The sequence below is a fragment of the Acetobacterium wieringae genome (assembly GCF_023700225.1).
GTDB classification, from domain to species: Bacteria; Bacillota; Clostridia; order Eubacteriales; family Eubacteriaceae; genus Acetobacterium; species Acetobacterium wieringae.
Genome location: NZ_CP097897.1, coordinates 3194454 through 3216043, shown reverse-complemented (window position 1 = coordinate 3216043; position 21590 = coordinate 3194454). Strand labels below are relative to the sequence as shown.

Below are 21590 nucleotides of genomic sequence, written 5' to 3'. Positions count from 1 at the left end.
AATGTATGCGGAATTCATAGCTGGACAAAAACACGGGGGTAAAAACCCTGAAACATCTGATTCACTGGATACATTTGACGATGCCGGTTATGTTCTGTCTGATGACGAGGTGGTGGTCGATTTTGACAAATTAAGTCAGGATCAGATCAAAGCGATGATTGACTGTTTTGGGTTGCAGACAAAGACCGTTTGGACGACCCGCGGATGTCATATGTATTTTGTTAAACCACCGGGGTTCACCAGAGCCAAAGGAATGACGCCACTGGGGTTTGAGGTTGAGTATAAACACAAGAAAAACACCTATGCGGTGACGGTTAAGCAGAACGGGGTTGAAAGGAAAACGGATAACGAGGGAGTTTTATTACCCTTGCCAAACTTCCTGACACCGGCGTCCGGAAAGAATGCTTATTCGGAGTTGTTGGGTTTAGGTGAGAGCGATGGTCGGAACGCTGCGCTGTTCAAACATCGAAAGCAATTAGGCGCATTTCATAATTGGCGGTTGATCGTTAATTTTATTAATAGTCACGTTTTTTCAGAGCCATTACCGGAAAAAGAACTTGAAACCATCTGCAGGGAAATGTCAATGGATGCCGTCAAAGATGGTGAAGCCATTGTTGCTGATCTGATCATGAGTGAGAAAAGGGTGGTTAAGTATTCCCAACAGCTTTATTTTTATGAGAACGGTGAATATTTGGGTGATGATGATCTGATTAAACGCCTGGTGTTTACTTATTGCCCAGGGATGAAAACCAATTATGTGGATGAAGTCATTAAACAAATGGAGTACCGGGCCAAGATTATTCACCCCGGAAAGACTTTTGATATTAAGTTTAAAAACGGGATCTTGAGAAATGGTGAGTTTATTGAGGTTGATTATACGGACTTCACACCATATTCGATTGATATTGAATATGACCCAGCAGCCGAACCGGTGGCGATGGTTGATGATTATCTGGGGCATTTGACCGATCATGATGATAATTACAGACTACGATTGATGGAAGTATTGGGCCATTGCCTGATTGTCAATAAAGAGTTTAAACGGTTGATGGGTAAGTTTTTTATATTTGTGGGCGACGGTGGAAACGGTAAAGGGACATTGTTGGCGGTGATCCGGGCGATACTCAACTCAAAGAACTGTTCGGGGTTGAGTATCCGAAATCTAACTGACGAACGGTATCTCAATGTGCTGCAAGGGAAGTTATCAAACCTGGGCGACGACATCCAGGACGAACCGATCAACAATGAACAGATGAAAATGCTTAAAAATATCAGCACCTGTGATTTTGTCGAGATCCGGAAACTTTATAAGAATGCCAACAGCGTGGAGCTGACGCCGACGCTGATTTTCACCAGTAATCATGTGCTGAAGACATTTGAAAAAGGTGAATCCTATAAGCGCCGGGTCGATTGGTTGCCGATGTATGGAAAGCCCAAGAGTAAGCAAAAGAATTTTATAACCATGCTGACCGAAGAAAAAGCGCTGAAATATTGGGTGCGGTTTATTGTTGAGGGTTATATGAGGCTCTATAAGAACCAGAAATTTACAGAGTCGGACAAGGTGACGGAATTTAACCAGATATACCACGAAGAAAACAACAGTGCTATTGTTTATGTTGATGATCTGGATCTTAAAAGCGTGATTGGTAAACGGCCACCAGAGGTCTATGAACTATATAAAACCTGGGCCGAAGAAAATGGAATGAATGTTCAAAGTGCCAGATTGTTTGGTGAGACATTGCGAGATTTGAAAAAACTTGAGGTGAAGTTGAAACGGATTCAGGGTAAGCCCGCTAAGATTTATGTGGAAAAAGACAAGGGGTGTAACCAAATTTAGGTTACAAAATCAGAAAAAGTTACAAAAAGGTTACGCCTTTAAACGGCTAGCGTATCCCGTTTCTTAAGGGGTGTAACCTTGTAACCTCTTTTATAGTAATAAAAGTATATATAAACGTAAATGGGTTTATAGTATATAAAAAGTTTTTTGGCATTTTAAATGGTTACAGGTTACATTACATAAGAAAGCCGTTTGTGAGGCTATTTTTGTCAAAAAAAGGTTACACCAAATGGTTACACCCTGGTTTCGGGAATTTGGAGGAAAAAATCTATGATAATGATAAATGATGAGTATAAAGTTGATAACGATGATATCTGTTATACATTGTACGAACGAAAAGTAACAAAGGAAGGTAAAGAGAATTGGAAAGTCATTTCTTACCACAAAACTATTCAGAGTGCGCTGAAGAAATACCGGGATCTAAACATAAAGAAACTAACCCGGTCTGGTGAAGTGATTCAGATCAATGATCTGATTGGAAAGCTAATTGCTGAAGATAATAGAGTATTGGAGGAATTGAGGAAATGTTCAACAAATCAAAACTGAAAAAGTTTATCGCAGACGGTAAAAAATATGTATTGGCCTTTGATAAAAAAGAAGGTTGGATCGTTGATGGTTACGCCATGTATACCACCAAAAGCCCGGCAATGGAATCAGTTCTGACGGATGCTTTTTATAAAACCGAGTCCGTTTATATTCGCAACAACCTTGAAGAACCAACAGCCTTCCCGTTTTCAAAGATCATCGAGAAAGATTACAGGGACGCTAAACCTCTGGAGGTGACGCCATACATCTATCAAACAGATAAATACGATGCCCGGATATTCCTGAATCAAGACGGCGTCGAGGTCCCTTGTCAGCAGAAGTATCTGGACATCCTGGACGACTATACCAATTACCGATATACCCAACACAGCTCTGTGTCGCCAATCTATATCTGGTATGGTGACGATCTGCTGGGACTGATCTTGCCGATCAGGATAGGAGAACCGGCCGGGTACCAGGTGGTGCGGTCATGACCCTACAAGAAATGCTAAACAAGCACATGGAAAAATATTGTTTATCAGGTGCAGAAATGTCGAAGCGATCCGGGGTACACCCGAATCACATTTCGAAAATTAGACGACATAACGAATACAGCCCCCAAACAGCAAAGAAATTAACAACAGTGTTGGGCGATGTGTGCGAGCAATATATTATCTATAGCGCCTGCGAATGTTGTAAACAGTACGTTCAGAGATCATCAAACCAGCACCATTGCAGTAGTGAGTGTTCAGAGTATTACACCGGTAGACCGTGGGGGATTAATAAACGGTATAGTGAAAAAAAGAAAGCAAAAACCAAGCAGAAACGGGCCAAAATAACTTACGTCGAATACAACGAACGGGCCAGATCCCAGGGCCTAAGTTACGGGCAGCTTCAGGGGCTGGAAAGGTTAGGGTTGAGATGATTATGCCGTGGGAAGAAGACAGAATATGTGAAGACTGCCAGTACTGGAATGGCGGCGAATATCACACAACCTGCGTTGGTTGTAGGGGTGGTTACTATTGGCACCCTGCCGAAGTTGATTTGAATGTGATCGATTATTCCGCTAAGGCAGACAACGGCAAGCCACGGCCAACATTAGTACCACCGTCACTAATCCGGGCCGTGACAGCGATTCGTGAGTATGGATGCCAGAAATACCATGACCCCGAGAACTGGCGAAAGGTTGAACCACAACGATACCAGGACGCTTTATACCGGCATTGGTTGGCTTACCTGGAGGGTGAGGTTAACGATCCAGAGAGTGGGTTGCCACATATTTGGCATTGCGCTTGCAATATTGCGTTTTTGATTGAGATGGAGGAAGTATGAGTGAAAAAATATTAATGAGAAACTGCCAGACCTGTAAAAATTATAAGATTGGCATTGACGGCGTCTGCAAAGATTGCACGTTACATCGAGCACAACCAAATTATTCAAATTGGGAATGGAACGGGATTGAAAGTGGGTGCGAGTTTTGTAATATACAAAACTTTAATGACAATGCAATTGTTGAAAGCCGGGACTTATTCATTTGTGCAGGAGTAAAAGATGACAAAATAATAATATACTACGCTGACTCTCAAAATGAAGCATCGTTTGATATTGGTGAGGTTCATTATTGCCCGATGTGCGGAAGAAAGCTGAGGGCTACTGAATGACACCCGAAACAATTCACGATATTTGTGGTCTTTTGACCTGGATCTCATTGATGGCCACAATTTTAGTTTATCACTGGATTAGTTTGAAGTATGGAGGTGACGAATGAAATATAAATGCATAAATGAATTTGAGATACAAATGTGCGATGACGATTGTTTCATGATAGATAATGATTATCGCAATGTACCTGCTGGGTCAATATGGGAGGTAAGCGAGTCTAATCTTCTTGGTGGAGAAGTCCATCTGGTTTGCATAAGCGGTTGTGTCGATTTTGGTTGGATTGAGATTACGAATGAGCATCTTGAAGAAAATTTTATGGAGGAAGTATGACACCAGAAGAAAGACAAGCAAAAGTAAAATGGTTAAGCCGGTACCGGATCTTGGAAAATCAGATTAAGCGCCTGGAAGCTGAAGCCGAACGGTGGCGGTCCCGGGCGGCGAATACAGTACCCGCCCCGGTACATTTTAAGTATTATGACAGCAACAATAAAAACGATCAGAAATTTCTTGCTGCAATGACACGGCAAGAGTTGAGACGAAACAACATGATGCCGGTTGTGGTCCGTGGGTCAAGTGGGTTAGGAATCGACGACTGCATAGCTGAAATTTCAGACATACAGTGCCAAATCAAAGAGAAAATCTCACAGTCGACAAAAGTTAGGTCGGATATAGGAAAGGCCATTGACGGAGTCCCTGACGATAAATTACAGTTGGTGCTTTATTACAAGTACGTGGACGGATTGTATCTTGAAGAAATATGTTGCAAAATGAAGTATTCTTATCAGCACGCTAAGAGATTGCACAACGAAGCAATAGCAATTTTGAAACATGAGCCACAATGAGCCCTATGATCGTGGTATTATGGTAGCATGAAATAAAAACGTTGAGGCATCGGGAAACCGGTGTCTTTTTTAATGCCCAGAAAAGGAGGTGAGGCCAGTGGCCAAAGGAAAATATGAATATTGGTTAACTGAAGATGGCCTCACCTTGCTTGAAGGTTGGGCTCGGGACGGACTGACAGATGAACAGATTGCTGAAAATTTAGACATAAGACGAGAAACTTTATATGCTTGGAAGAACAAGTATCCTAACATTTCTAACGCCCTAAAAAAGGGCAAAGAAGTCATTGACCGTCAAGTCGAGAATGCTTTATTAAAAAGAGCCCTTGGTTTTGAGTATGAAGAAGTGACCAAAGAACGGATCGTTGATACTGGACAAGCCCAGCGACATGATGAATGGCAGGAGTTAACGCAGGAAGAATGGGAATTTGCAAAAAAATACTTTAACCATGAGTGTTGTTACTGCGGAACAATTACCAGTAAATTGACTAAGGATCATGTAAAGCCGTTGCAGGATGACGGGAAATTGACTTTTGATAATGTACTCCCAGCGTGCCAATCCTGTAACTCATCAAAAAAAGATAAAGAAATGATGAGCTGGTATCAAGCAACAAGTTTTTACGATCAGTACAGAATGAGTAAAATCCACAGTTATTTGAATTTTGTGATAGTTCACGGTCAGAATCTTTTCCGAAAAGGCGGATCAGATCGGCTTGTCGTTACTAAAGTAGTCACTAAGATGGTTGCCCCCGACACAACAGCCCAAATTTTTTGGTTAAAGAACCGGAAGCCGAACGAATTTAGGGATAAGCGGGATATTGAACATTCCGGATCTAGCCAGGTTATCGTGATCGGCGGTGAGGATTTACTTGAAGAATAAAATTATATCACTTCCCACAATTATCGGAAAAGGGTATAAGAAATTCTGGAATTTCAAAGGCCGCTATTGCGTTGTTAAGGGTTCTCGAGCATCTAAGAAATCTAAAACAGCAGCACTATGGCATATTGTCCAGATGATTAAGTATCCTGAATCGAATACTCTGGTAATAAGAAAAACAGAACGCACACTGAAAGATAGTTGTTATTCTGATTTACTTTGGGCGATCCATCGACTTGGAATTGAGCCTTACTGGAAAGCAACAACACATCCCCTTGAGCTGGTGTACACTCCCACCGGGCAAAAGATATTATTCCGAGGCCTGGATGATGGTTACAAGATCACATCTATATCAGTCCCAAAAGGCGTTCTTAACTTTGTTTGGATTGATGAGGCTTATGAGATTACAAAAGAAGAAGACTTTGACAAGTTGGATGAAGGTATTAGGGGTCAATTACCGCCCGGTTATTTTAAACGAATCACATTAACGCTAAATCCATGGAATGAGAAACACTGGATAAAATCACGTTTCTTTGACGCATTGGATGATTTAGATATTATGTCTTTGACCACTGATTACCGATGCAATGAATGGCTGGATGAATCAGATTTAGCTTTGTTTGAGCGAATGAAAGCCAATAACCCCCGCCGATATCATGTTGCTGGGCTTGGCAATTGGGGAGTTGTAGAAGGCCTCGTCTATGAAAACTTTGTGGAAGAACATTTTAATTATAAAGAGATCATCAAAGACCGAGACGATATAAAGGCTGTCTTTGGTTTGGATTTTGGGTACACTAATGATCCAACAGCTTTGTTTTGCGGGTTAATTGACCAAAAAGAAGAAATAATCTATGTGTTTGACGAGCTTTATAAAACAGGCCTCACCAACAAAATGATATTTGATGAAATCAATATATTGGGTTACATCAAAGAAAAGATTATTGCTGATAGCGCAGAGCCTAAATCGATACAAGAATTAAGAGATCATGGATTATATCGAGTCAAAGGAGCAAGAAAAGGTAAAGACAGCATTAATAACGGGATTCAATTTATTCAAAATTACAAAATAATAATTCATCCCAGATGCGTCAATTTTATAACTGAGATTAACAATTATTCATGGGATACTGATAAATTTGGAAGTAAGTTAAATAGGCCAATAGATGATTTCAATCACCTCATGGATGCTATGCGGTATGGACTAGAATCTTATACTGTTGGTCCAATATTCAGTTTCGATTAAACACCTCATGGTGTTATTTTTTTACACAGAAAGGAGGCGGTAATTTGTTAATAACAGAAACATCAAGGATCAACGCAATTGTGACCGAAGGCGCTCAAAATGTCATTAGTGATTTGAGATTTCTAGAATTGGAAATTTCCCGATGGAAGACCAGCCCAGAACGTAATCTGCAAATTTGTGGTGAGGAATACTACTCAAATGAGCATGATATCCTATTTCGAAAGCGAACGATGATTGGGAAAAATGGCGAGCTTATAGAGCTTGAGAATCTAACAAATAATAAGGTCATTGATAATCAGTATGCAAAAATGGTAGACCAGAAAAAGAATTACCTGGTTGGTAAACCATTCACAGTTACCAGTGATGATAAAGGTTATGCAGATATTTTAAAAAATGTCTTTGATAAATCATTCATGCGTATGCTTAAAAACGTCACAGAGGACGCATTTAACCAGGGTAAAGGATGGGTGCACCCTTTTTACGGGGTCGATGGAAAACTTAAATTTAAGCGGTTTGAAGCTTATGAAATCCTGCCATTTTGGAACGACAAGGATCACACTGATTTGGAATATGCTGTTCGGCTTTATGAAGTGGATGCTTACACAAATAAAGAAAATAGAGAAATTGTTGAAAAGGTTGAGGTTTACACTAAGCAGGGGATTGACCACTATACCCTGGATGATGGCAGGTTAATGTCTGATACTGAAAACCCGCATAGTGATTACATTCAAATTCATGCTAATGAGGTCGCTGAAAATTACAATTGGGAAAAGATCCCTCTGATCGCCTTCAAGGCCAACAACAAGGAAATGCCATTGATTAAGCGGGTTAAAAGTCTTCAGGATGGCATAAACATCATGTTATCTGATTTTGAGAATCGAATGCAGGAGGATGCTTGGAACACGATCATCGTGCTGGAAAACTACGATGGCGCCGACCTCAGCGACTTCAGACAGAACCTCGCTCAATTCGGTGCGATAAAGGTTAGAACCGATGCTGCCAGCAAGGGCGGAGTATCCACCCTAAATATTGCATTTACAGCAGATAACTTCAAAGCGATTCTAGAACTGTTTAAAAAAGCTTTAATTGAGAACGCCAGGGGGTACGATGCCAAAGACGACCGCATGAGCGGGAATCCGAATCAAATGAATATTCAAAGCATGTATTCAGATATCGATCTGGATGCTGACGATATGGAAACCGAGTATCAAGCAAGCCTGGAAGAGCTTGCTTTTTTCATTGACGCCCACATTAACAATACCCAGGGGAAAGATTACTCGGTTGTTGATTTTGATATCACATTCAACCGGAACGTTTTAATTAACACCGGTGAATTGATTGATAATTGCCAAAAATCAACCGGAATCGTGAGTAATAAAACAATCTTAACCAATCACCCTTTTGTAGATGACGTGGAAAAAGAACAAGACGAACTTAAGCAGGAAAAAGCTGACGCCATTGATTCTTATGGGGCTTTCCCGTTGGAACAGCAAGGCGACCAGGTAAATACCGATGAAACAGGCTGATTACTGGAAGAACCGGTTCACACAATTAGAAGAAGCTCAAAATCAAAAAGCCCTGGATTACTATTCTACCCTGGAAGATGAGTTCAGCAGAGCGGCACGCAATGTAGACAAAGAACTTGCCGCCTGGTATACCCGGTTTGCTAAAAACGAAGGTATTACCTTTGCTGAAGCGAAACAGGTCCTGACCAAAGGCGAACTGAGCGCCTTTAAAATGTCTGTTGATGACTATATCAAGAAGGGCAAAACACTTCCCTACTCTGACCAATGGACAAAAGAACTGGAACGGGCATCTGCTAAATTTCATGTGACCAGACTTGAAGCCCTACAATTACAGATGCAACAGCAGATCGAGGTCATGTACGGCTATGAGCTCGACACTTTTGATCAGTTCATTGCCAATCAATACAAAGCAGGGTATTACAAAACAATGTTTGAGTTTCAGAAAGGTTTCGGCGTCGGTTTCGATGTTATGAAGCTGGATGATAATAAGATTGCTAAGCTGATATCAAAACCATGGGCACCTGACGGTCAAAACTTTTCGTCCAGGATCTGGCGAGACAAGAATAAGCTCATGACAGAGATGCCCTCTATTCTCACTCAGGCGACGATCAGGGGCGATGGATACGCAAAGACGTCTAAGCTATTGGCCGAACGGTTCAACGTCTCAAAATCGCAGGCTAAGAATCTGGTCATTACGGAGTCAGCTTTTTTCTCAAGTGTTTCGCAAAGAGACAGTTTCTCTAATTTAGGGGTTGAAAAGTATGAGATTGTGGCCACCTTAGATTCTAAAACAAGTTCTATTTGTCGAGATATGAATCAGCGGGTGTTCGACTTAAAAGATTTTGAGCCGGGCGTTACCGCAAGTCCCTTTCACGGCCGTTGCAGGACATTTCAATCACCCTCATTTGACGATGATTTCGGCGTTCCTGAGATGAGAGCGGCAAGGGACGAAAACGGAAAAACGATAACCGTTCCTGCCAGCATGACCTATAGGGAATGGGAAAAGAAGTTTGTAAAATAGTGGCAAAAATGATATAATATAGGGGCAGGATAGCAAAGGATTAATTACCCTTTGCGAAAAGTATTTTCCCAAGTACCTTCCTGCATACCGACAATTTAATATTGGGAAATAATTGAACCTAGGGAGGGTTATTTTTAATGCGAAAAAACAAGAAGACACAAGAGCAATTTGAAAAAGAAGTGTCTGAAAAGCAGCCTAATTTGGTGGTTATTGGAAAGTACATAAACAACAATACAAAAATATTATTGAGATGTAACGTTTGTGGACTTGAGTGGGAGACATTACCAAGGGGCATCACAAGCTCAGGGGTCGGTTGTAAAAGATGTTCTGCGAATAAAGCAGCGTCGAGGATAAGAAAATCTAAAGATACTTTAATTGCCGAAATGCAGTTGATTAACCCAAGTATAGAAATAATAGGCGAATATAAAAACAACAGAACGAAAATTAAATGCCGCTGTCATATTTGTGGGCATGAATGGAGTCCCACCGCAGACGCAATACTTCATGGATCAGGATGCCCGTCTTGCAGAATAACAAAGCAAGTTATTAGAAGCACCAAAACAACTCAACAATTTAGAAAAGATTTACTCGAAATAAAGCCATCAATAGAAGTTGTGGGCGAGTACACCCACAGTGGAGAAAAAATAGAATTGCGATGTAAGGTTTGCGGTTACGAATGGAGCGGAACCCCACACGCATTAATATCAACAGATTCAAAATGCCCAAAATGTTCAGGCAAAACCAGAAGAACAACAGAAGATTTCAAAAATGAACTGGCCAAAATAAATCCCAATGTGATTGTATTGGGTGAATACACGAGGGCCAGAGATAAATTAAAGTGTAAATGCAAAGTATGCGGACATGAATGGTATTCCGCACCATATAGCTTATTAATTGGGTTTGGTTGTGCAGTTTGCAAAGAAAGCCACGGAGAAAAGAAAATATCAAAGATTTTGAAAACACACTCAATTAATTATAAACGTGAGTTTAAATTTGATAATTGCAGGTTGAAAAGAGCATTGCCGTTTGATTTTTATTTACCAAGTAAAAACGTATGTATAGAATACGACGGCGTTCAGCATTTTAAAGCAAATGAGTTTTTTGGCGGCGAAGAAGGCTTTAAAAGAACACAGTATAGGGACTCGATTAAAAATAATTATTGCAAAGAAAACGGAATAAAATTAATCAGAATACCATACACAACAAAAAACATAGAAGCTTTACTAGCGAGCGAAAACATAATTTAAGTTTAAAAACCACCAACTGTAAAAAGTTAGGTGGTTTTTTAATGCCCGGAATTTGAAAGGAGAGTAAAACCATGCATCACTACATTACAAAATATTGGGAAGACGGCATTCATTATGCCGTTTCATGGATTCAGATTAATTTGTTTAACTGGTGTTTTTGCTTGTTTCAACGAAAAATAGTGATCCCATGAACGACTGCATTCACTCAATGTGCCCGCACAACCGATCCGGCGCCTGCCTTGATCCGGCGTTAAAAGATCCCTATAAGCAAACCGGCTGCCTGTTGTATGTTGGGGTAAATTTTTCAGACTATCCCAGAGATGAAAACTGTAAGTTTTGTATTGATCGGTGGGATTGCAAGTATAAAGAGAATGGTATTTGCCAGAGAGAAGGAGAAAAATAAAATGGAAATAATTAACGGATTGTGTACTCAAAAATACACAAAAGTAGGTTGTGAAGATAAAGAATTGCAAAAGTTCAATGCACCTCATCATTTCGAGGTAGCCAATGCAGAAACACTTGAAGTCATCGAGACGGTTAATTTTCAAGAAGGCCCAATAAAAGAAAACGGAATCAACGGTGTTTGCAATGAGGATTTAATATTGATGGTTTTAACAAGACTTCAATCTTTCCAGGGCAGCGAATATTCTTGCAGAGAAAATGCCGTCGCAATCACAAAACTTGAAGAAGCATTGATGTGGTTAAGAAAAAGAACTCTTGACCGAGAAGCCCGAGGCGTTGAAGGCACCAGTAAAATCTAGCACCGCACCTTAACGGTGCTTTTTTTATACCCAAAATCTTAATCGAAATGGGGTGAAAAATATCTCCCTCTGAGCCGGGGTTACGGCTCCACTGCCCTTTTATACGTTGCAGGGCATAAAGAACAACCAAATCCAGCTGGCAGCGACCAGCATAAAAAGCTATGGAGGATACAGATGGAATGGCTAAAGAAATTATTAGAAGCAGCAAAGATTAATGACGGTGTTCTTGATATAGATGGATTAATGGCCCAGATTAGCGCAGAGTTCCCGAAACAGGCAGTACCAAAGGAAACCTTTAACGCTGTCAGCAACGACCTGAAACAGGCTAAAAAAGACATCGCAACCAGAGACACCCAGCTGCAAGAGTTGAAAGACTCTGCTGGTGATATTGAAACCCTGAAGACGACTATCGAAACGATGGCACAGGAAAACACCAAAGCAGAAGCGAAGTACCAGGAAGAAATCAAACAGATCAAGCTGAATAATGCGATTGAAAAAGCGTTATCCGGCGCGAAAGCAAAGAACCTCAGAGCGGTAAAAGCCCTGCTGGATATGGAAAAGGTCGAGCTTGACGGGGATAACCTCAAAGGACTTGACGACCAGATCACAGCACTGACCACCGGCGAGGATTCTAAGTTTTTGTTTGATGCTGCAGAAGACCCGAAGCCCAACTTTAGGGGGATTAACCCCGCCGAAGGTGGAGACGGAACACCGAAGAACTTAGGCAACCCGGCAAATCCTTCCTACGAGGAATTATGCGCCATCTTGCCCAAAGAATAAGAATAAAAAATTAAAAGGAGATTTAACTTATGTCAAAATTTGATTCTAAATCATTCAACCCCCAAGCATTTGGGAAGTATGTTGAAAAAGTCCCTAATCTGAAACGAAACGAGCTGCTGAAATCCAGAGCATTGACACCCAATGCTGAGATCAGAGCCCTGTTTAATTCCCAAACAACCACCGCTTACGGGATTATTCCCATGTTTGGCAACCTTGGCGGCGAGGCCCTGAACTATGACGGCCAGACCGACATTACGTCAACCAGCACCGCGACTTTTGAGCGTGGCGTTGTTGTCTTTGGTCGAGCAAAAGCATGGACCGAAAAAGACTTTTCCGAAGACATCACCGGTGGCGTGAAATTCATGTCGAATGTCGGGAATCAGGTAGCTGGTTACTGGGAAGAAGTGGACCAGGAAGTATTGCTTTCCATGATCAAAGGGATTTATGCCACAACTGATCCCGGGAGTGCTGTTTTCTCAACTAACCACACCTACGAAATCGCAACAGCTGTTGGCGCTTCAACGCTTAACTCAGCGATCCAGAAAGCCTGTGGCCAGAACAAAGATAAATTCCAGATCGTATTGATGCACTCTGTTGTAGCGACTAATCTGGAAAACTTGGGATTGTTAGAGTACATGAAGTATACCGACGCTAATGGGATTCAGCGATCACTCAACATTGCGACCTGGAATGGCCGGACCGTCTTAGTTGACGATTCCATGCCAGTTCGTGAAGTTCCTGCAGTTGATGCTGTATCCGCTGTTACTGGCGTTCCCGGAGTGTACACACTGGCGGTTACTACTAAAGCAATCGCAGGCGACGCCTTAACACTGGGTGAAAAAACCTATGTTTGCGGAACAACCGACGGTTGGGATGCCGGGGCCAACGTTACAGCCGATGCCACCGCCTTGAAAGCCTTACTGGCCGTGGACTTCCCGCAATACACCTTTGGTGGCACTGGCGGATCTATTACTATTACCCAAAAGGTCGCATTGGCTGAAGATGTACCAACTCTGATCGTTAATAAAAACGATACTGACGGAACCCTGGTAGCAACCATCACTGAAACAACCGAAGGCGTAACCGCTGTTGCTGCTGTCGCTGCTGCTGCTGCCTACACCGAGTACACGACCTACACCATGGGTTTAGGAGCGTTCGATTATGAAGATATCGGCGCAAAAGTAGCCTATGAAATGGACCGAGATCCTAAAGTTAATGGTGGCGAGGATACGCTATACAGCCGTCAACGAAAATGCCTGGCTCCTTATGGGTTCTCGTATAAAAAAGCAGTACAGGCCACACTATCCCCAACAAATGCCGAATTTGAAAACGGCGCTAACTGGGAACTGGTGAACGATGGTGCTGGAACCTATTTCGACCACAAAGCGATCCCAATTGCACGAATTCTTTCAAGAGGCTAATAACAGCCTCTTTTTTAACGAGAGGTTAAGTTATGGATATTGAAAAATTAAAAGAAATACTGGGGATTACTAGCGATGATAAGAATTTCGCCTTGCAATTTTGCTTAAGCAATACTACCGAGGCGATTCTTAACTATTGCAACCTGGAAGAACTGCCAGCGGGGCTTGAAAACACGGCTTACCGAATGGCCATGGATCTTTACCGGGGTGAAAACTTTGGTTCTGTGGCCCCTGACGGCGGCTTAATTGCTAGTCAATCAGAGGGTGATACTTCTGTTAGTTTCCGGGTTAACGAGACCTTCACAAAGTCTTTGCTTAAGAATTACTATTCTCAGCTTAATCGCTACAGGGTGCTGTCATGGATATGAGAACAGCGGTTGAAAGCCGTTATACCGGTAAATGTACCGTAACAGAAATGCAGGGTGTCAAAGAACCGGGCACGAACATCTTGAAACAGACACCGAAGGTTGTCCTGGCTGACCAACCCTGCAGAATGACGCACAAGTCCTCCGATACCACAACCGTTGTAAATGGAGTGGCGGTACAGTCGCAATCGATCAAACTGCTGATCTCCCCGGATCTTGATATTAAGCCCGGTTCTAAAGTAACAATTACCCAGGATGGCCGAACGGCTGATTTTAAACGGTCAGGTCTTCCCGCCGTCTACCCATCACATCAGGAGATATCGTTAGTCATTTTCGATAAGTACGGATAATGGGAAAGAATGTTGACTACAAACAGTTTGAACAATTCAAAAAGAAGCTGGAAAAGACCTTAAGCGATGATTCAAGGCAGAAGTTTATGGAAGACTGCGCCAAAGAGTTGGCCGCCCGGTTATTATCTAGGGTGATTAAGAGAACCCCTGTTGGAAAAGAAGACGGCGGGACTTTAAGGCGTGGCTGGACTGGTGGAAATGAGAACGTGAGTGATAAAGGCGGCGTTATAGGAGTCGGTGGTAAAAGCGGCCAAGCGGCATCACAGATTAATGTGGTGTACCACAATGGCGAATATCGCTGTGCTATTTTTAACCCGGTTTTATATGCCAGCTATGTCGAGTATGGCCACCGGACACCGAGCCATGACGGCTGGGTGGATGGCCAGTTTTTTCTGACCATCAGCGAGAATGAAGTCAATGCTCTGGCTCCGGCTCTACTTGAAAAGCGACTAATGGAGTATATGAAGGAGGCGTTTAAATGATCGATCAGATTATCACAGGAATAGCCACGACAATAGCCGGGCTCTATCCGGATTGCACGGTCTATACAGAACCAGTTGAACAGGGCTTAGTTGAGCCAGCGTTTTATATACACTGTATTAATGTGGATCAATCCGATCTGATAGCCGGTCGGTTCAGGCAGTCTATGCCTTTTGAGGTGGTCTATTTCCCGTTAAATGGGCTGGCCGATATCTATACGACCATCCAAACACTAACCCCGGCATTAAGGCTCTTGACGCTTCCTGACGGTACAAAGATCAGAGGAATCGAGATCAACGGAAAGCCGATTGATGGGGAAGGTCATATCTTTGTGACCTATGACGCCACCCTCTATATTCAAGGACCATCAGTGGCAAAAATGCAAACAATTGAAATTACGGAAAGGATAAAATAAATGGCTACAAAAGAATCGGTCGCTGAAACGACTGAAAATAGATTTACAAAAGAACAATTGATAAAGTCTAAGAAATATGCCCCTAAAGCTGATGTTTTGGGGGCTGTTTTATTGGATTCTGAAACCTATTCGACCAGTGAGGTTGATAAATTGGTTGATAAATTCTTGAAAGGTAAGGTGAAGTAATGGCATTAGGAGGCGGAACTTTTACAGCCTATAACAAAAAGCTCCCTGGGGCATACATTAATAATATTAGCGGAAAGCGAGCAGCTGCGGGGGCGTCATCCAGAGGTGTTGCAGCAATGCCGTTACTTTTGGACTGGGGGCAAAGTGGCGATGTATTCGAGGTAAGTCAGGAACAGTTTTTGTCTGTGACTGAATGTGCTCAGATTTTCGGGTATGCAAACACTCACGCAAATATGAAAAACTTACGGGAGTTATTTGCAAATGCAGTTAAGGTTTATTGTTACCGCTTAAATGGCGGTGGCGTTAAGGCTGAAAACACTTTTGCGACGGCAAAATATGCGGGGATTCGGGGCAATGATTTTAAAATTGCAATAGCAGTAAATGTTGATGACGAAACTAAATTCGATGTCAAAACATTGATTGATGACGTTGTTTATGAAACGCAAACTGTTGCAGCAGCCACGGCTCTTGTCAGTAATGCATTTGTTGATTTCAAAACAGGTGCAACGCTGGCAGCAAATGCGGGGCTTGCTTTAACCGGCGGTACCAATGTAACCACCATCACTGGCGAAATCTTTTCGACATTTTTGGCGAAATTGGAGCAGTATTCGTTTAACGCTTTGGGTTGCCCGTCAGCGGATGCCGCTATTCACGCCTTGTTTGATAATTACACCAAACGACTGCGGGATGATATGGGGGTTAAATTCCAGACGATCCGACCAAAATCAGCAACAGCCATCGATTACGAGGGTGTGATTCAAATCGCAAATACCGTAACTGATGCGGGCGCCACTGGTTATGAGTTGGTGTTTTATACTACCGGCGCTCAGGCCAATTGCGCGATTACTGACAGTTTGCTTAATTCGACCTATACCGGCGAGTATACGATTAATACCGACTATACGCAGACAGAATTGGCGGCATTTATTACCGGCGGTGTTTATGCCTACCACCGAACCGGCGCCGTTGTATCGGTGCTGGATGATATTAACAGCTTTGTTTCATTCACAGAGGAAAAAGGTAAGAGTTTTTCAGAAAACCAGGTTATCAGGGTTTTGGATCAGGTCGCAATTGAAGTCGGTTCGCTGATCTTTAATGCGAAATATTTGGGCAAAATTGATGGTGATGAAGACGGGCGGGTTAGCCTGTGGAACGACATTGTAAAACAGCATGAGTCCATGGGGAAGGCTATTAAGAACTTTGACCCTGCTGATATTGTAGTCACTGGTAATGACGCTGGTGATCAGGTGTATGTCTCCGATGCCATCACGCCGAATAAAGCAATGCGTCAGTTATACCAGACCATTGTGGTTAATTAAGGAGGGTTGAAAAATGAAGAAATCAATGAACCTACAATTATTCGCTGATGCGATCATGCGGGTGCAGGATTCGATTTCCGGGTCCAACGCAAAGTGTTATGTGACCGTCGACGGCAACCGATACAATTTCATGCACGCTCTGAGCCTGGAATCGACTTTTGAAAAAACAAAAGAAGAAATTCCAATTCTTGGAAGACAGACAAAAGGTAATAAAGCAACCGGTGGCAAAGGCTCGGGGAGCATGGAGGTGCATTACAACACTTCTATGTTGCGAAAATTAATGATCCGATATGCTAAGACAGGCGAGGATTTTTATTTTGATATTCAGGTAACAAATGAAGACCCGACATCTTCAGTCGGCCGACAAACTGTTATCCTGAAGGACTGCAACCTCGATTCAGCAACGATGGCCCAGTTTGATGCAGATTCCACATACTTGACGGAAACACTTGATTTCACATTCGAGAGTGTGGAAATGCCAGAAGAATTTTCCCTACTTGACGGGATGCTATAAGGGGCGCTTAATGCGTCTCTTTTTAATTTGAAAGGAAGTAAACAACATGGCAGATAATTTAAAAGCATTTATGGTGAAAAATAGAGCAATTAAGGAACCGACTAAATATCCAGCTTCGGTGGATTTTGTAGACGAAAAAGGCGAACCAATGGAATGGGTACTCAGACCAGTCCCACCTGAGACGAATGACCAGCTTGTCGGTGATTCAATGATTGCTGATTTTGATGCAAAAGGCAATCCGATCATGAAATTTAAAGAGAGCCTGTATCGAAAAAACCTGATCGTTGAGTCGGTGATTTTTCCAAACCTGAACAATGCGGAATTGCAGGATTTTTACAAGGTAAAAGAACCCGGAGACTTGGTCAATGCGATGCTGAATATTAACGAATATAAGCAGCTAGTTGACAAGATTCAGGAAATTAACGGTTTTAAAGTCAATATCGATAAGAAGGTCAAAGAAGCAAAAAACTAATTGAGGGTGGCGACCCAGACGCAAATTACGCTTTTTTTGTTTTGAATGAGTACCATATCCGTCCCGCTGAATTTATGGCGATGGACGTATGGGAAAAAGCCTATATCATGGCGGCAGCAGATATTATAACTAAGCAGCGTAAAAAAGCCGCAAAAGAAGCAAAAAAACGCCAGAAAGGAGGTAAGCGATGAGTTCAATTTCCAGCAGTATCCGGTTATCCGACCAAATGACACCGGCCATTAAGTCTATGATGACCGGCATGAACAGCATGATCGCTGGTTTCGAACGCATGGAGACCGCCAGTGCCGGGGCCATCGATACCAAAAGCATGGCGATGGCCCGAACCGAAATGGCAAAAGCCGGAGGCGGCCTTCCAGCAATTTGAAAAAGCAGTCAATGAAGCGGAGAATAGTCAGAAAACTTTCAATAATACTGCTAAAGCTTCGACAGCATCCATGGGCGGCCTGATTACTAAAGTCGGGGCCTTGGCTGCCGGTTATATGTCACTGCAGGCTATTCAGGGCGTTATGGATATGTCGGATACCTACTCTCAGACCACAGCAAGGCTGGGGCTGATGAATGACGGATTGCAGACCACGGCTGAATTACAGACGGATATATTTAATGCTGCCAATGATTCCCATGCCAGCTACCAGTCAATGTCTGATATGGTTTCCAAGCTGGGCCTGATGGCAGGCGACGCCTTTTCAAACAATGATGAGATTGTAGATTTTGCTGAACAGGTCAGTAAACAGTTTGTTATTTCAGGGGCCAGCGCTGGGGAAACCAGTAATGCTATGCTTCAATTAACACAGGCCATGGCATCCGGGGTCTTAAGGGGCGATGAGCTTAACAGTATTTTTGAAAACTCCCCAACTTTGATTCAGACTATTGCGGATTATTTAGGCGTGCCGATCGGTGAGATCCGGAACATGGCGTCCGAAGGCGAGATCACCGCGGATATTATTAAAAACTCGATGTTTAAGGCCGCAAACGCTACAGACGCCAAGTTTGAAGCCATGGGGATGACGTTTGGCCAAGCCTGGACAATCCTTCAGAATAAATCAGGACGGGCTTTTCAGGGTGTGTTTACCCAGATGGGTCAATTGGCCAACAGTGATGAGCTAAGTGTTTTTCTCGATGGGCTGGCTGGGGGCGTCGGGATGGCCGCAAGCGCCTTAACCTCAATCGGCAGTGGCATCGGTGCTGTTTTCAGCATCCCTGAAGTTCAGAGTTTGGCAACGGATATCGGCACGGGTTTCAGTGCTGCGTCATCGATGTTTAAAACCAACATTGATCAGATTACCGAAAAAATAAAAGAAAAATCACCAGAAATGATTCAATCAGTAGATCATGCAAAAAGTTCATGGACTTTATTTTATGATCGTATCACCGCAGATAACGAAGCCCTGAAGGGCGTCGACTGGCAGGACGGCCTTGTTTCAGCGATGGATTTTGAGATCGACAAAATAAGCTCGATGATTTCAATGTTTACTAATTTAGGCACCATCATGACAAACGTTCAGAATATGAAGACCGCCTTTTGGCAGGGTCCTGACGAATTCAAAGAAGCAGCTATTCAGTTTGATCAAGACTTAATCAGGATGAGCGAAAACATCGCTAAGGCATCTGGTGAAGCGCCTAATCCCGCCTCCGTTTTAGCGAGCGGGATGGAAGCGAATCGTGGATTAGTGGATACTGCCACCGCAAACATGGTAACGTCAGTTACCACGCCATTGACTGAACTGACAACCAACGCAACAGCGGCCGGAAATACAATCGGTCTTGGTGTTGGAAGTAGCGTCAGCTCCGGTATGTCAACCGGTTTTCAAGCGGGATTTGCGGCTCTGCCTTACGCTAGCGAACAAGCCGGGCAAGAGACAACCGCAGGTTTTATAAAAGGTACTTTGGGCAATATAGGCGGGGTTACGAAAGCGGGTGAAACGTCAGCCCAAGCGCTGATCGATGCGTCAAGCTCAACACTTGACGTCAATTCACCGTCAAAAGTGTTTCAAACTATGGGGAATTACACCGGTGACGGTCTGATCAAAGGCCTAGCAGAGAGAGAGGCCTCAATCGCAGCAGGCGGGGATTCCGCAGCAACGGCATTAAAGGACAGTTTCAAAACGGCAATGGGCATTAACTCGCCATCAACTGTATTTAGAGGTTTTGGTTACTATGCAATTGACGGATTGATAGAAGGCCTGTCGTCTACGGAACTGATGACTTTCTGCGAAGGTATTGTAGCAGATATGAAAGCCGCCTTTGAGTCTGGAAACTTTAACCTTCAGGCGGGGATTGAGTACCTTGGCGGCGGTGCTGCTGAGTTTTTCAAATCCATCGGGATAGGCGGTGCATCACTGGGCCAATTAATTACACCTTTAGCGGGTGATGTGACATCAGGTTTTGGTTCTCGTGAACAATTCATGACAGATAGCGGCCAGTTGTCGAGCGGTTGGCACCCGGGAATTGATATCGGCGCAGGCTTCGGCACACCGATTGGAGCTGCTGGGGCGGGTACCGTAATCTTTGCAGGATGGAATGGCGGCTACGGTAACATGGTCGAAATTGACCACGGCAACGGGTTAACGTCACTTTATGCGCATATGGAAAGCATTGCGGCCTCACTGGGCCAGACTGTCTCAGCCGGCCAAACAATCGGTTACGTCGGTTCTACCGGAAATTCAACCGGCGCCCATCTTCACTTTGGGCTATACCAGGACGGTCAAGCGATTGACCCAAGCGCTCTTTGGGGCTACTCATCCGGGACGATGTCAGCCAGGGCAGGGATTGCCAGAGTCGGTGAAAACGGGCCAGAACTTATCGGATTTGGTGGCGGTGAAACAGTCCTCAATTCCAAGAAAACAAAGTTATTTGAGTCCGGAAGACGGGGGCCGAATAGTATTGCTGCGAGTTCTGGCGGCGTAACGGTACATGTTAATATGAACGGCGTCAAAATATCAAACGATATGGATATCGAAGTGGTAGCGGATCGTTTGGGTTCGCTGATTGTTGAAAAAATGAGAACGCGCGCAAGCGTGGCATAGGAGGGGTAGAATGTCATATCTAGTATATCTTAATAAAATTTTGCTCCCTGTCACCCCGGGCGAGATCAGTATTCACGCTCCGGGAAAAAATGAAACCTTTGAATTAATTGACGGCTCTGAGGTTAATATCCTGAGGGCCCCGGGGCTGGAAGAAATAACCTTTGATTTTATGTTACCTCAAACGCGGTACCCATTCGCGGTGTACCAAAAGAACCGATTTCAAACCGCGGAATATTACATTAAAAAATTCAGCGACCTGAGGGCTAAAAAAACACCCTTTCAATTTATTCTGTCCCGGGCGGTTTTCGTAAGTGATGAGCAAAAAGGAAGGATTAACACCTCCTTCAGCACAAACATTAAAGTCGCAATTGAAGACCTACAGCAAAAAGAAAGTGCCGACAACGGTTTTGATATCGTGATGAGCATTGTGTTAAAAGCACATCCTGATTATGGCACCAAGACTTTTAAGATTGAAAAAGAGGTGGTGACACCCGAAGAACCGGACCGTCCAGTGGAGCCTGATTTGGTTGTTTTGCCGAACCAACGCCGAACGTACACTGTGCAGTCGGGCGATTCGTTGTGGGCTATTTGCGCGACTCAATTAGGTAATGGCGGGTTATGCTGGGATGTGGCGCGAAAAAATAACATCGCTGAGCCAAACCATATATCGGTTGGCCAAGTGATTGATTTGACGGGGTTCTGA

26 protein-coding genes are annotated in these 21590 nt (G+C 43.3%); all 26 read left to right on the top strand.

The window, feature by feature from the left end:
* Position 1: 1 nt before the first annotated feature.
* Positions 2 to 1837, top strand: coding sequence for a DNA primase family protein (locus CHL1_RS15795; protein ID WP_250933972.1), 1836 nt, complete (start codon positions 2 to 4; stop codon positions 1835 to 1837).
* A gap of 270 nt (positions 1838 to 2107) precedes the next feature.
* Positions 2108 to 2383: a hypothetical protein gene (locus CHL1_RS15790; RefSeq protein ID WP_250933971.1), complete on the top strand. Its 276-nt coding sequence runs from the start codon at positions 2108 to 2110 to the stop codon at positions 2381 to 2383.
* A complete protein-coding gene (locus CHL1_RS15785) occupies positions 2362 to 2856 on the top strand; it encodes a hypothetical protein (protein WP_250933970.1) in 495 nt (164 codons plus the stop codon). Before CHL1_RS15790 ends, CHL1_RS15785 begins: the two co-directional genes overlap by 22 nt.
* Positions 2857 to 3283: 427 nt before the next feature.
* Positions 3284 to 3694 (top strand): dATP/dGTP diphosphohydrolase domain-containing protein, encoded by a 411-nt coding sequence (locus CHL1_RS18600; RefSeq protein WP_420840479.1) that lies wholly within the window; start codon positions 3284 to 3286, stop codon positions 3692 to 3694.
* Positions 3691 to 4023 carry a hypothetical protein gene (locus tag CHL1_RS15780; protein WP_250933969.1) on the top strand — a complete coding sequence of 111 codons (333 nt, stop codon included), beginning with the start codon at positions 3691 to 3693 and terminating at the stop codon, positions 4021 to 4023. Before CHL1_RS18600 ends, CHL1_RS15780 begins: the two co-directional genes overlap by 4 nt.
* 103 nt (positions 4024 to 4126) lie before the next feature.
* On the top strand, positions 4127 to 4354 hold the full coding sequence (locus CHL1_RS15775; RefSeq protein ID WP_250933968.1) for a hypothetical protein: 228 nt from the start codon (positions 4127 to 4129) through the stop codon (positions 4352 to 4354).
* On the top strand, positions 4351 to 4866 hold the full coding sequence (locus tag CHL1_RS15770; RefSeq protein ID WP_250933967.1) for a DUF1492 domain-containing protein: 516 nt from the start codon (positions 4351 to 4353) through the stop codon (positions 4864 to 4866). The genes CHL1_RS15775 and CHL1_RS15770 overlap by 4 nt, the downstream gene beginning before the upstream one ends.
* A gap of 97 nt (positions 4867 to 4963) precedes the next feature.
* The gene (locus tag CHL1_RS18595; protein ID WP_420840478.1) at positions 4964 to 5743 is read left to right on the top strand and encodes an HNH endonuclease; all 780 of its coding nucleotides are present in this window, start codon (positions 4964 to 4966) and stop codon (positions 5741 to 5743) included.
* 1 nt (position 5744) lies between these two features.
* On the top strand, positions 5745 to 6983 hold the full coding sequence (locus tag CHL1_RS15750) for a PBSX family phage terminase large subunit (protein ID WP_250936301.1): 1239 nt from the start codon (positions 5745 to 5747) through the stop codon (positions 6981 to 6983).
* Between the two features lie 44 nt (positions 6984 to 7027).
* Positions 7028 to 8509: a phage portal protein gene (locus CHL1_RS15745; RefSeq protein ID WP_250933966.1), complete on the top strand. Its 1482-nt coding sequence runs from the start codon at positions 7028 to 7030 to the stop codon at positions 8507 to 8509.
* On the top strand, positions 8496 to 9530 hold the full coding sequence (locus CHL1_RS15740) for a minor capsid protein (protein WP_250933965.1): 1035 nt from the start codon (positions 8496 to 8498) through the stop codon (positions 9528 to 9530). The genes CHL1_RS15745 and CHL1_RS15740 overlap by 14 nt, the downstream gene beginning before the upstream one ends.
* Positions 9531 to 9667: 137 nt before the next feature.
* Positions 9668 to 10777 (top strand): hypothetical protein, encoded by a 1110-nt coding sequence (locus CHL1_RS15735; protein ID WP_250933964.1) that lies wholly within the window; start codon positions 9668 to 9670, stop codon positions 10775 to 10777.
* Positions 10778 to 11181: 404 nt separating this feature from the next.
* Positions 11182 to 11538 (top strand): Acb2/Tad1 domain-containing protein, encoded by a 357-nt coding sequence (locus CHL1_RS15730; protein ID WP_250933963.1) that lies wholly within the window; start codon positions 11182 to 11184, stop codon positions 11536 to 11538.
* Positions 11539 to 11712: 174 nt separating this feature from the next.
* Positions 11713 to 12318 carry a phage scaffolding protein gene (locus CHL1_RS15725; RefSeq protein ID WP_250933962.1) on the top strand — a complete coding sequence of 202 codons (606 nt, stop codon included), beginning with the start codon at positions 11713 to 11715 and terminating at the stop codon, positions 12316 to 12318.
* 29 nt (positions 12319 to 12347) lie between these two features.
* Entirely contained in the window at positions 12348 to 13739 is a 1392-nt protein-coding gene (locus tag CHL1_RS15720) for a phage coat protein (protein WP_250933961.1), read from the top strand.
* A 32-nt stretch (positions 13740 to 13771) separates the two neighbouring features.
* On the top strand, positions 13772 to 14107 hold the full coding sequence (locus CHL1_RS15715; protein ID WP_250933960.1) for a phage head-tail connector protein: 336 nt from the start codon (positions 13772 to 13774) through the stop codon (positions 14105 to 14107).
* A complete protein-coding gene (locus CHL1_RS15710; protein ID WP_250933959.1) occupies positions 14098 to 14454 on the top strand; it encodes a hypothetical protein in 357 nt (118 codons plus the stop codon). The genes CHL1_RS15715 and CHL1_RS15710 overlap by 10 nt, the downstream gene beginning before the upstream one ends.
* On the top strand, positions 14454 to 14936 hold the full coding sequence (locus CHL1_RS15705) for an HK97 gp10 family phage protein (RefSeq protein ID WP_250933958.1): 483 nt from the start codon (positions 14454 to 14456) through the stop codon (positions 14934 to 14936). The genes CHL1_RS15710 and CHL1_RS15705 overlap by 1 nt, the downstream gene beginning before the upstream one ends.
* Positions 14933 to 15349 carry a phage tail terminator family protein gene (locus CHL1_RS15700; RefSeq protein WP_250933957.1) on the top strand — a complete coding sequence of 139 codons (417 nt, stop codon included), beginning with the start codon at positions 14933 to 14935 and terminating at the stop codon, positions 15347 to 15349. Before CHL1_RS15705 ends, CHL1_RS15700 begins: the two co-directional genes overlap by 4 nt.
* Positions 15350 to 15535, top strand: a complete 186-nt coding sequence (locus CHL1_RS15695; protein WP_250933956.1) for a hypothetical protein — start codon at positions 15350 to 15352, stop codon at positions 15533 to 15535.
* Positions 15536 to 15651: 116 nt separating this feature from the next.
* On the top strand, positions 15652 to 16854 hold the full coding sequence (locus CHL1_RS15690; protein ID WP_250933955.1) for a phage tail sheath subtilisin-like domain-containing protein: 1203 nt from the start codon (positions 15652 to 15654) through the stop codon (positions 16852 to 16854).
* Between the two features lie 13 nt (positions 16855 to 16867).
* A complete protein-coding gene (locus tag CHL1_RS15685) occupies positions 16868 to 17368 on the top strand; it encodes a phage tail tube protein (protein WP_250933954.1) in 501 nt (166 codons plus the stop codon).
* A 46-nt stretch (positions 17369 to 17414) separates the two neighbouring features.
* The gene (locus CHL1_RS15680) at positions 17415 to 17840 is read left to right on the top strand and encodes a phage tail assembly chaperone (protein ID WP_250933952.1); all 426 of its coding nucleotides are present in this window, start codon (positions 17415 to 17417) and stop codon (positions 17838 to 17840) included.
* A gap of 187 nt (positions 17841 to 18027) precedes the next feature.
* Entirely contained in the window at positions 18028 to 18225 is a 198-nt protein-coding gene (locus CHL1_RS15675; RefSeq protein WP_250933950.1) for a hypothetical protein, read from the top strand.
* Positions 18143 to 20887, top strand: coding sequence for a tape measure protein (locus tag CHL1_RS15670; RefSeq protein WP_250933949.1), 2745 nt, complete (start codon positions 18143 to 18145; stop codon positions 20885 to 20887). The genes CHL1_RS15675 and CHL1_RS15670 overlap by 83 nt, the downstream gene beginning before the upstream one ends.
* A gap of 10 nt (positions 20888 to 20897) precedes the next feature.
* Entirely contained in the window at positions 20898 to 21590 is a 693-nt protein-coding gene (locus CHL1_RS15665; RefSeq protein ID WP_250933947.1) for a LysM peptidoglycan-binding domain-containing protein, read from the top strand.

Excerpts from the sequence above, each read along its gene's own strand:
- CHL1_RS15675 (WP_250933950.1), top strand. The coding sequence starts at position 18,028 with ATGAGTTCAATTTCCAGCAGTATCCGGTTATCCGACCAAATGACACCG.
- CHL1_RS15795 (WP_250933972.1), top strand. The coding sequence starts at position 2 with ATGTATGCGGAATTCATAGCTGGACAAAAACACGGGGGTAAAAACCCT.
- CHL1_RS15730 (WP_250933963.1), top strand. The coding sequence starts at position 11,182 with ATGGAAATAATTAACGGATTGTGTACTCAAAAATACACAAAAGTAGGT.
- CHL1_RS15695 (WP_250933956.1), top strand. The coding sequence starts at position 15,350 with ATGGCTACAAAAGAATCGGTCGCTGAAACGACTGAAAATAGATTTACA.
- CHL1_RS15735 (WP_250933964.1), top strand. The coding sequence starts at position 9,668 with ATGCGAAAAAACAAGAAGACACAAGAGCAATTTGAAAAAGAAGTGTCT.
- CHL1_RS15790 (WP_250933971.1), top strand. The coding sequence starts at position 2,108 with ATGATAATGATAAATGATGAGTATAAAGTTGATAACGATGATATCTGT.
- CHL1_RS15665 (WP_250933947.1), top strand. The coding sequence starts at position 20,898 with ATGTCATATCTAGTATATCTTAATAAAATTTTGCTCCCTGTCACCCCG.
- CHL1_RS15720 (WP_250933961.1), top strand. The coding sequence starts at position 12,348 with ATGTCAAAATTTGATTCTAAATCATTCAACCCCCAAGCATTTGGGAAG.
- CHL1_RS15680 (WP_250933952.1), top strand. The coding sequence starts at position 17,415 with ATGGCAGATAATTTAAAAGCATTTATGGTGAAAAATAGAGCAATTAAG.
- CHL1_RS15775 (WP_250933968.1), top strand. The coding sequence starts at position 4,127 with ATGAAATATAAATGCATAAATGAATTTGAGATACAAATGTGCGATGAC.
- CHL1_RS15685 (WP_250933954.1), top strand. The coding sequence starts at position 16,868 with ATGAAGAAATCAATGAACCTACAATTATTCGCTGATGCGATCATGCGG.
- CHL1_RS15780 (WP_250933969.1), top strand. The coding sequence starts at position 3,691 with ATGAGTGAAAAAATATTAATGAGAAACTGCCAGACCTGTAAAAATTAT.
- CHL1_RS15700 (WP_250933957.1), top strand. The coding sequence starts at position 14,933 with ATGATCGATCAGATTATCACAGGAATAGCCACGACAATAGCCGGGCTC.
- CHL1_RS15725 (WP_250933962.1), top strand. The coding sequence starts at position 11,713 with ATGGAATGGCTAAAGAAATTATTAGAAGCAGCAAAGATTAATGACGGT.
- CHL1_RS15770 (WP_250933967.1), top strand. The coding sequence starts at position 4,351 with ATGACACCAGAAGAAAGACAAGCAAAAGTAAAATGGTTAAGCCGGTAC.
- CHL1_RS15715 (WP_250933960.1), top strand. The coding sequence starts at position 13,772 with ATGGATATTGAAAAATTAAAAGAAATACTGGGGATTACTAGCGATGAT.
- CHL1_RS15785 (WP_250933970.1), top strand. The coding sequence starts at position 2,362 with ATGTTCAACAAATCAAAACTGAAAAAGTTTATCGCAGACGGTAAAAAA.
- CHL1_RS15705 (WP_250933958.1), top strand. The coding sequence starts at position 14,454 with ATGGGAAAGAATGTTGACTACAAACAGTTTGAACAATTCAAAAAGAAG.
- CHL1_RS18600 (WP_420840479.1), top strand. The coding sequence starts at position 3,284 with ATGATTATGCCGTGGGAAGAAGACAGAATATGTGAAGACTGCCAGTAC.
- CHL1_RS15690 (WP_250933955.1), top strand. The coding sequence starts at position 15,652 with ATGCCGTTACTTTTGGACTGGGGGCAAAGTGGCGATGTATTCGAGGTA.
- CHL1_RS15740 (WP_250933965.1), top strand. The coding sequence starts at position 8,496 with ATGAAACAGGCTGATTACTGGAAGAACCGGTTCACACAATTAGAAGAA.
- CHL1_RS15710 (WP_250933959.1), top strand. The coding sequence starts at position 14,098 with ATGGATATGAGAACAGCGGTTGAAAGCCGTTATACCGGTAAATGTACC.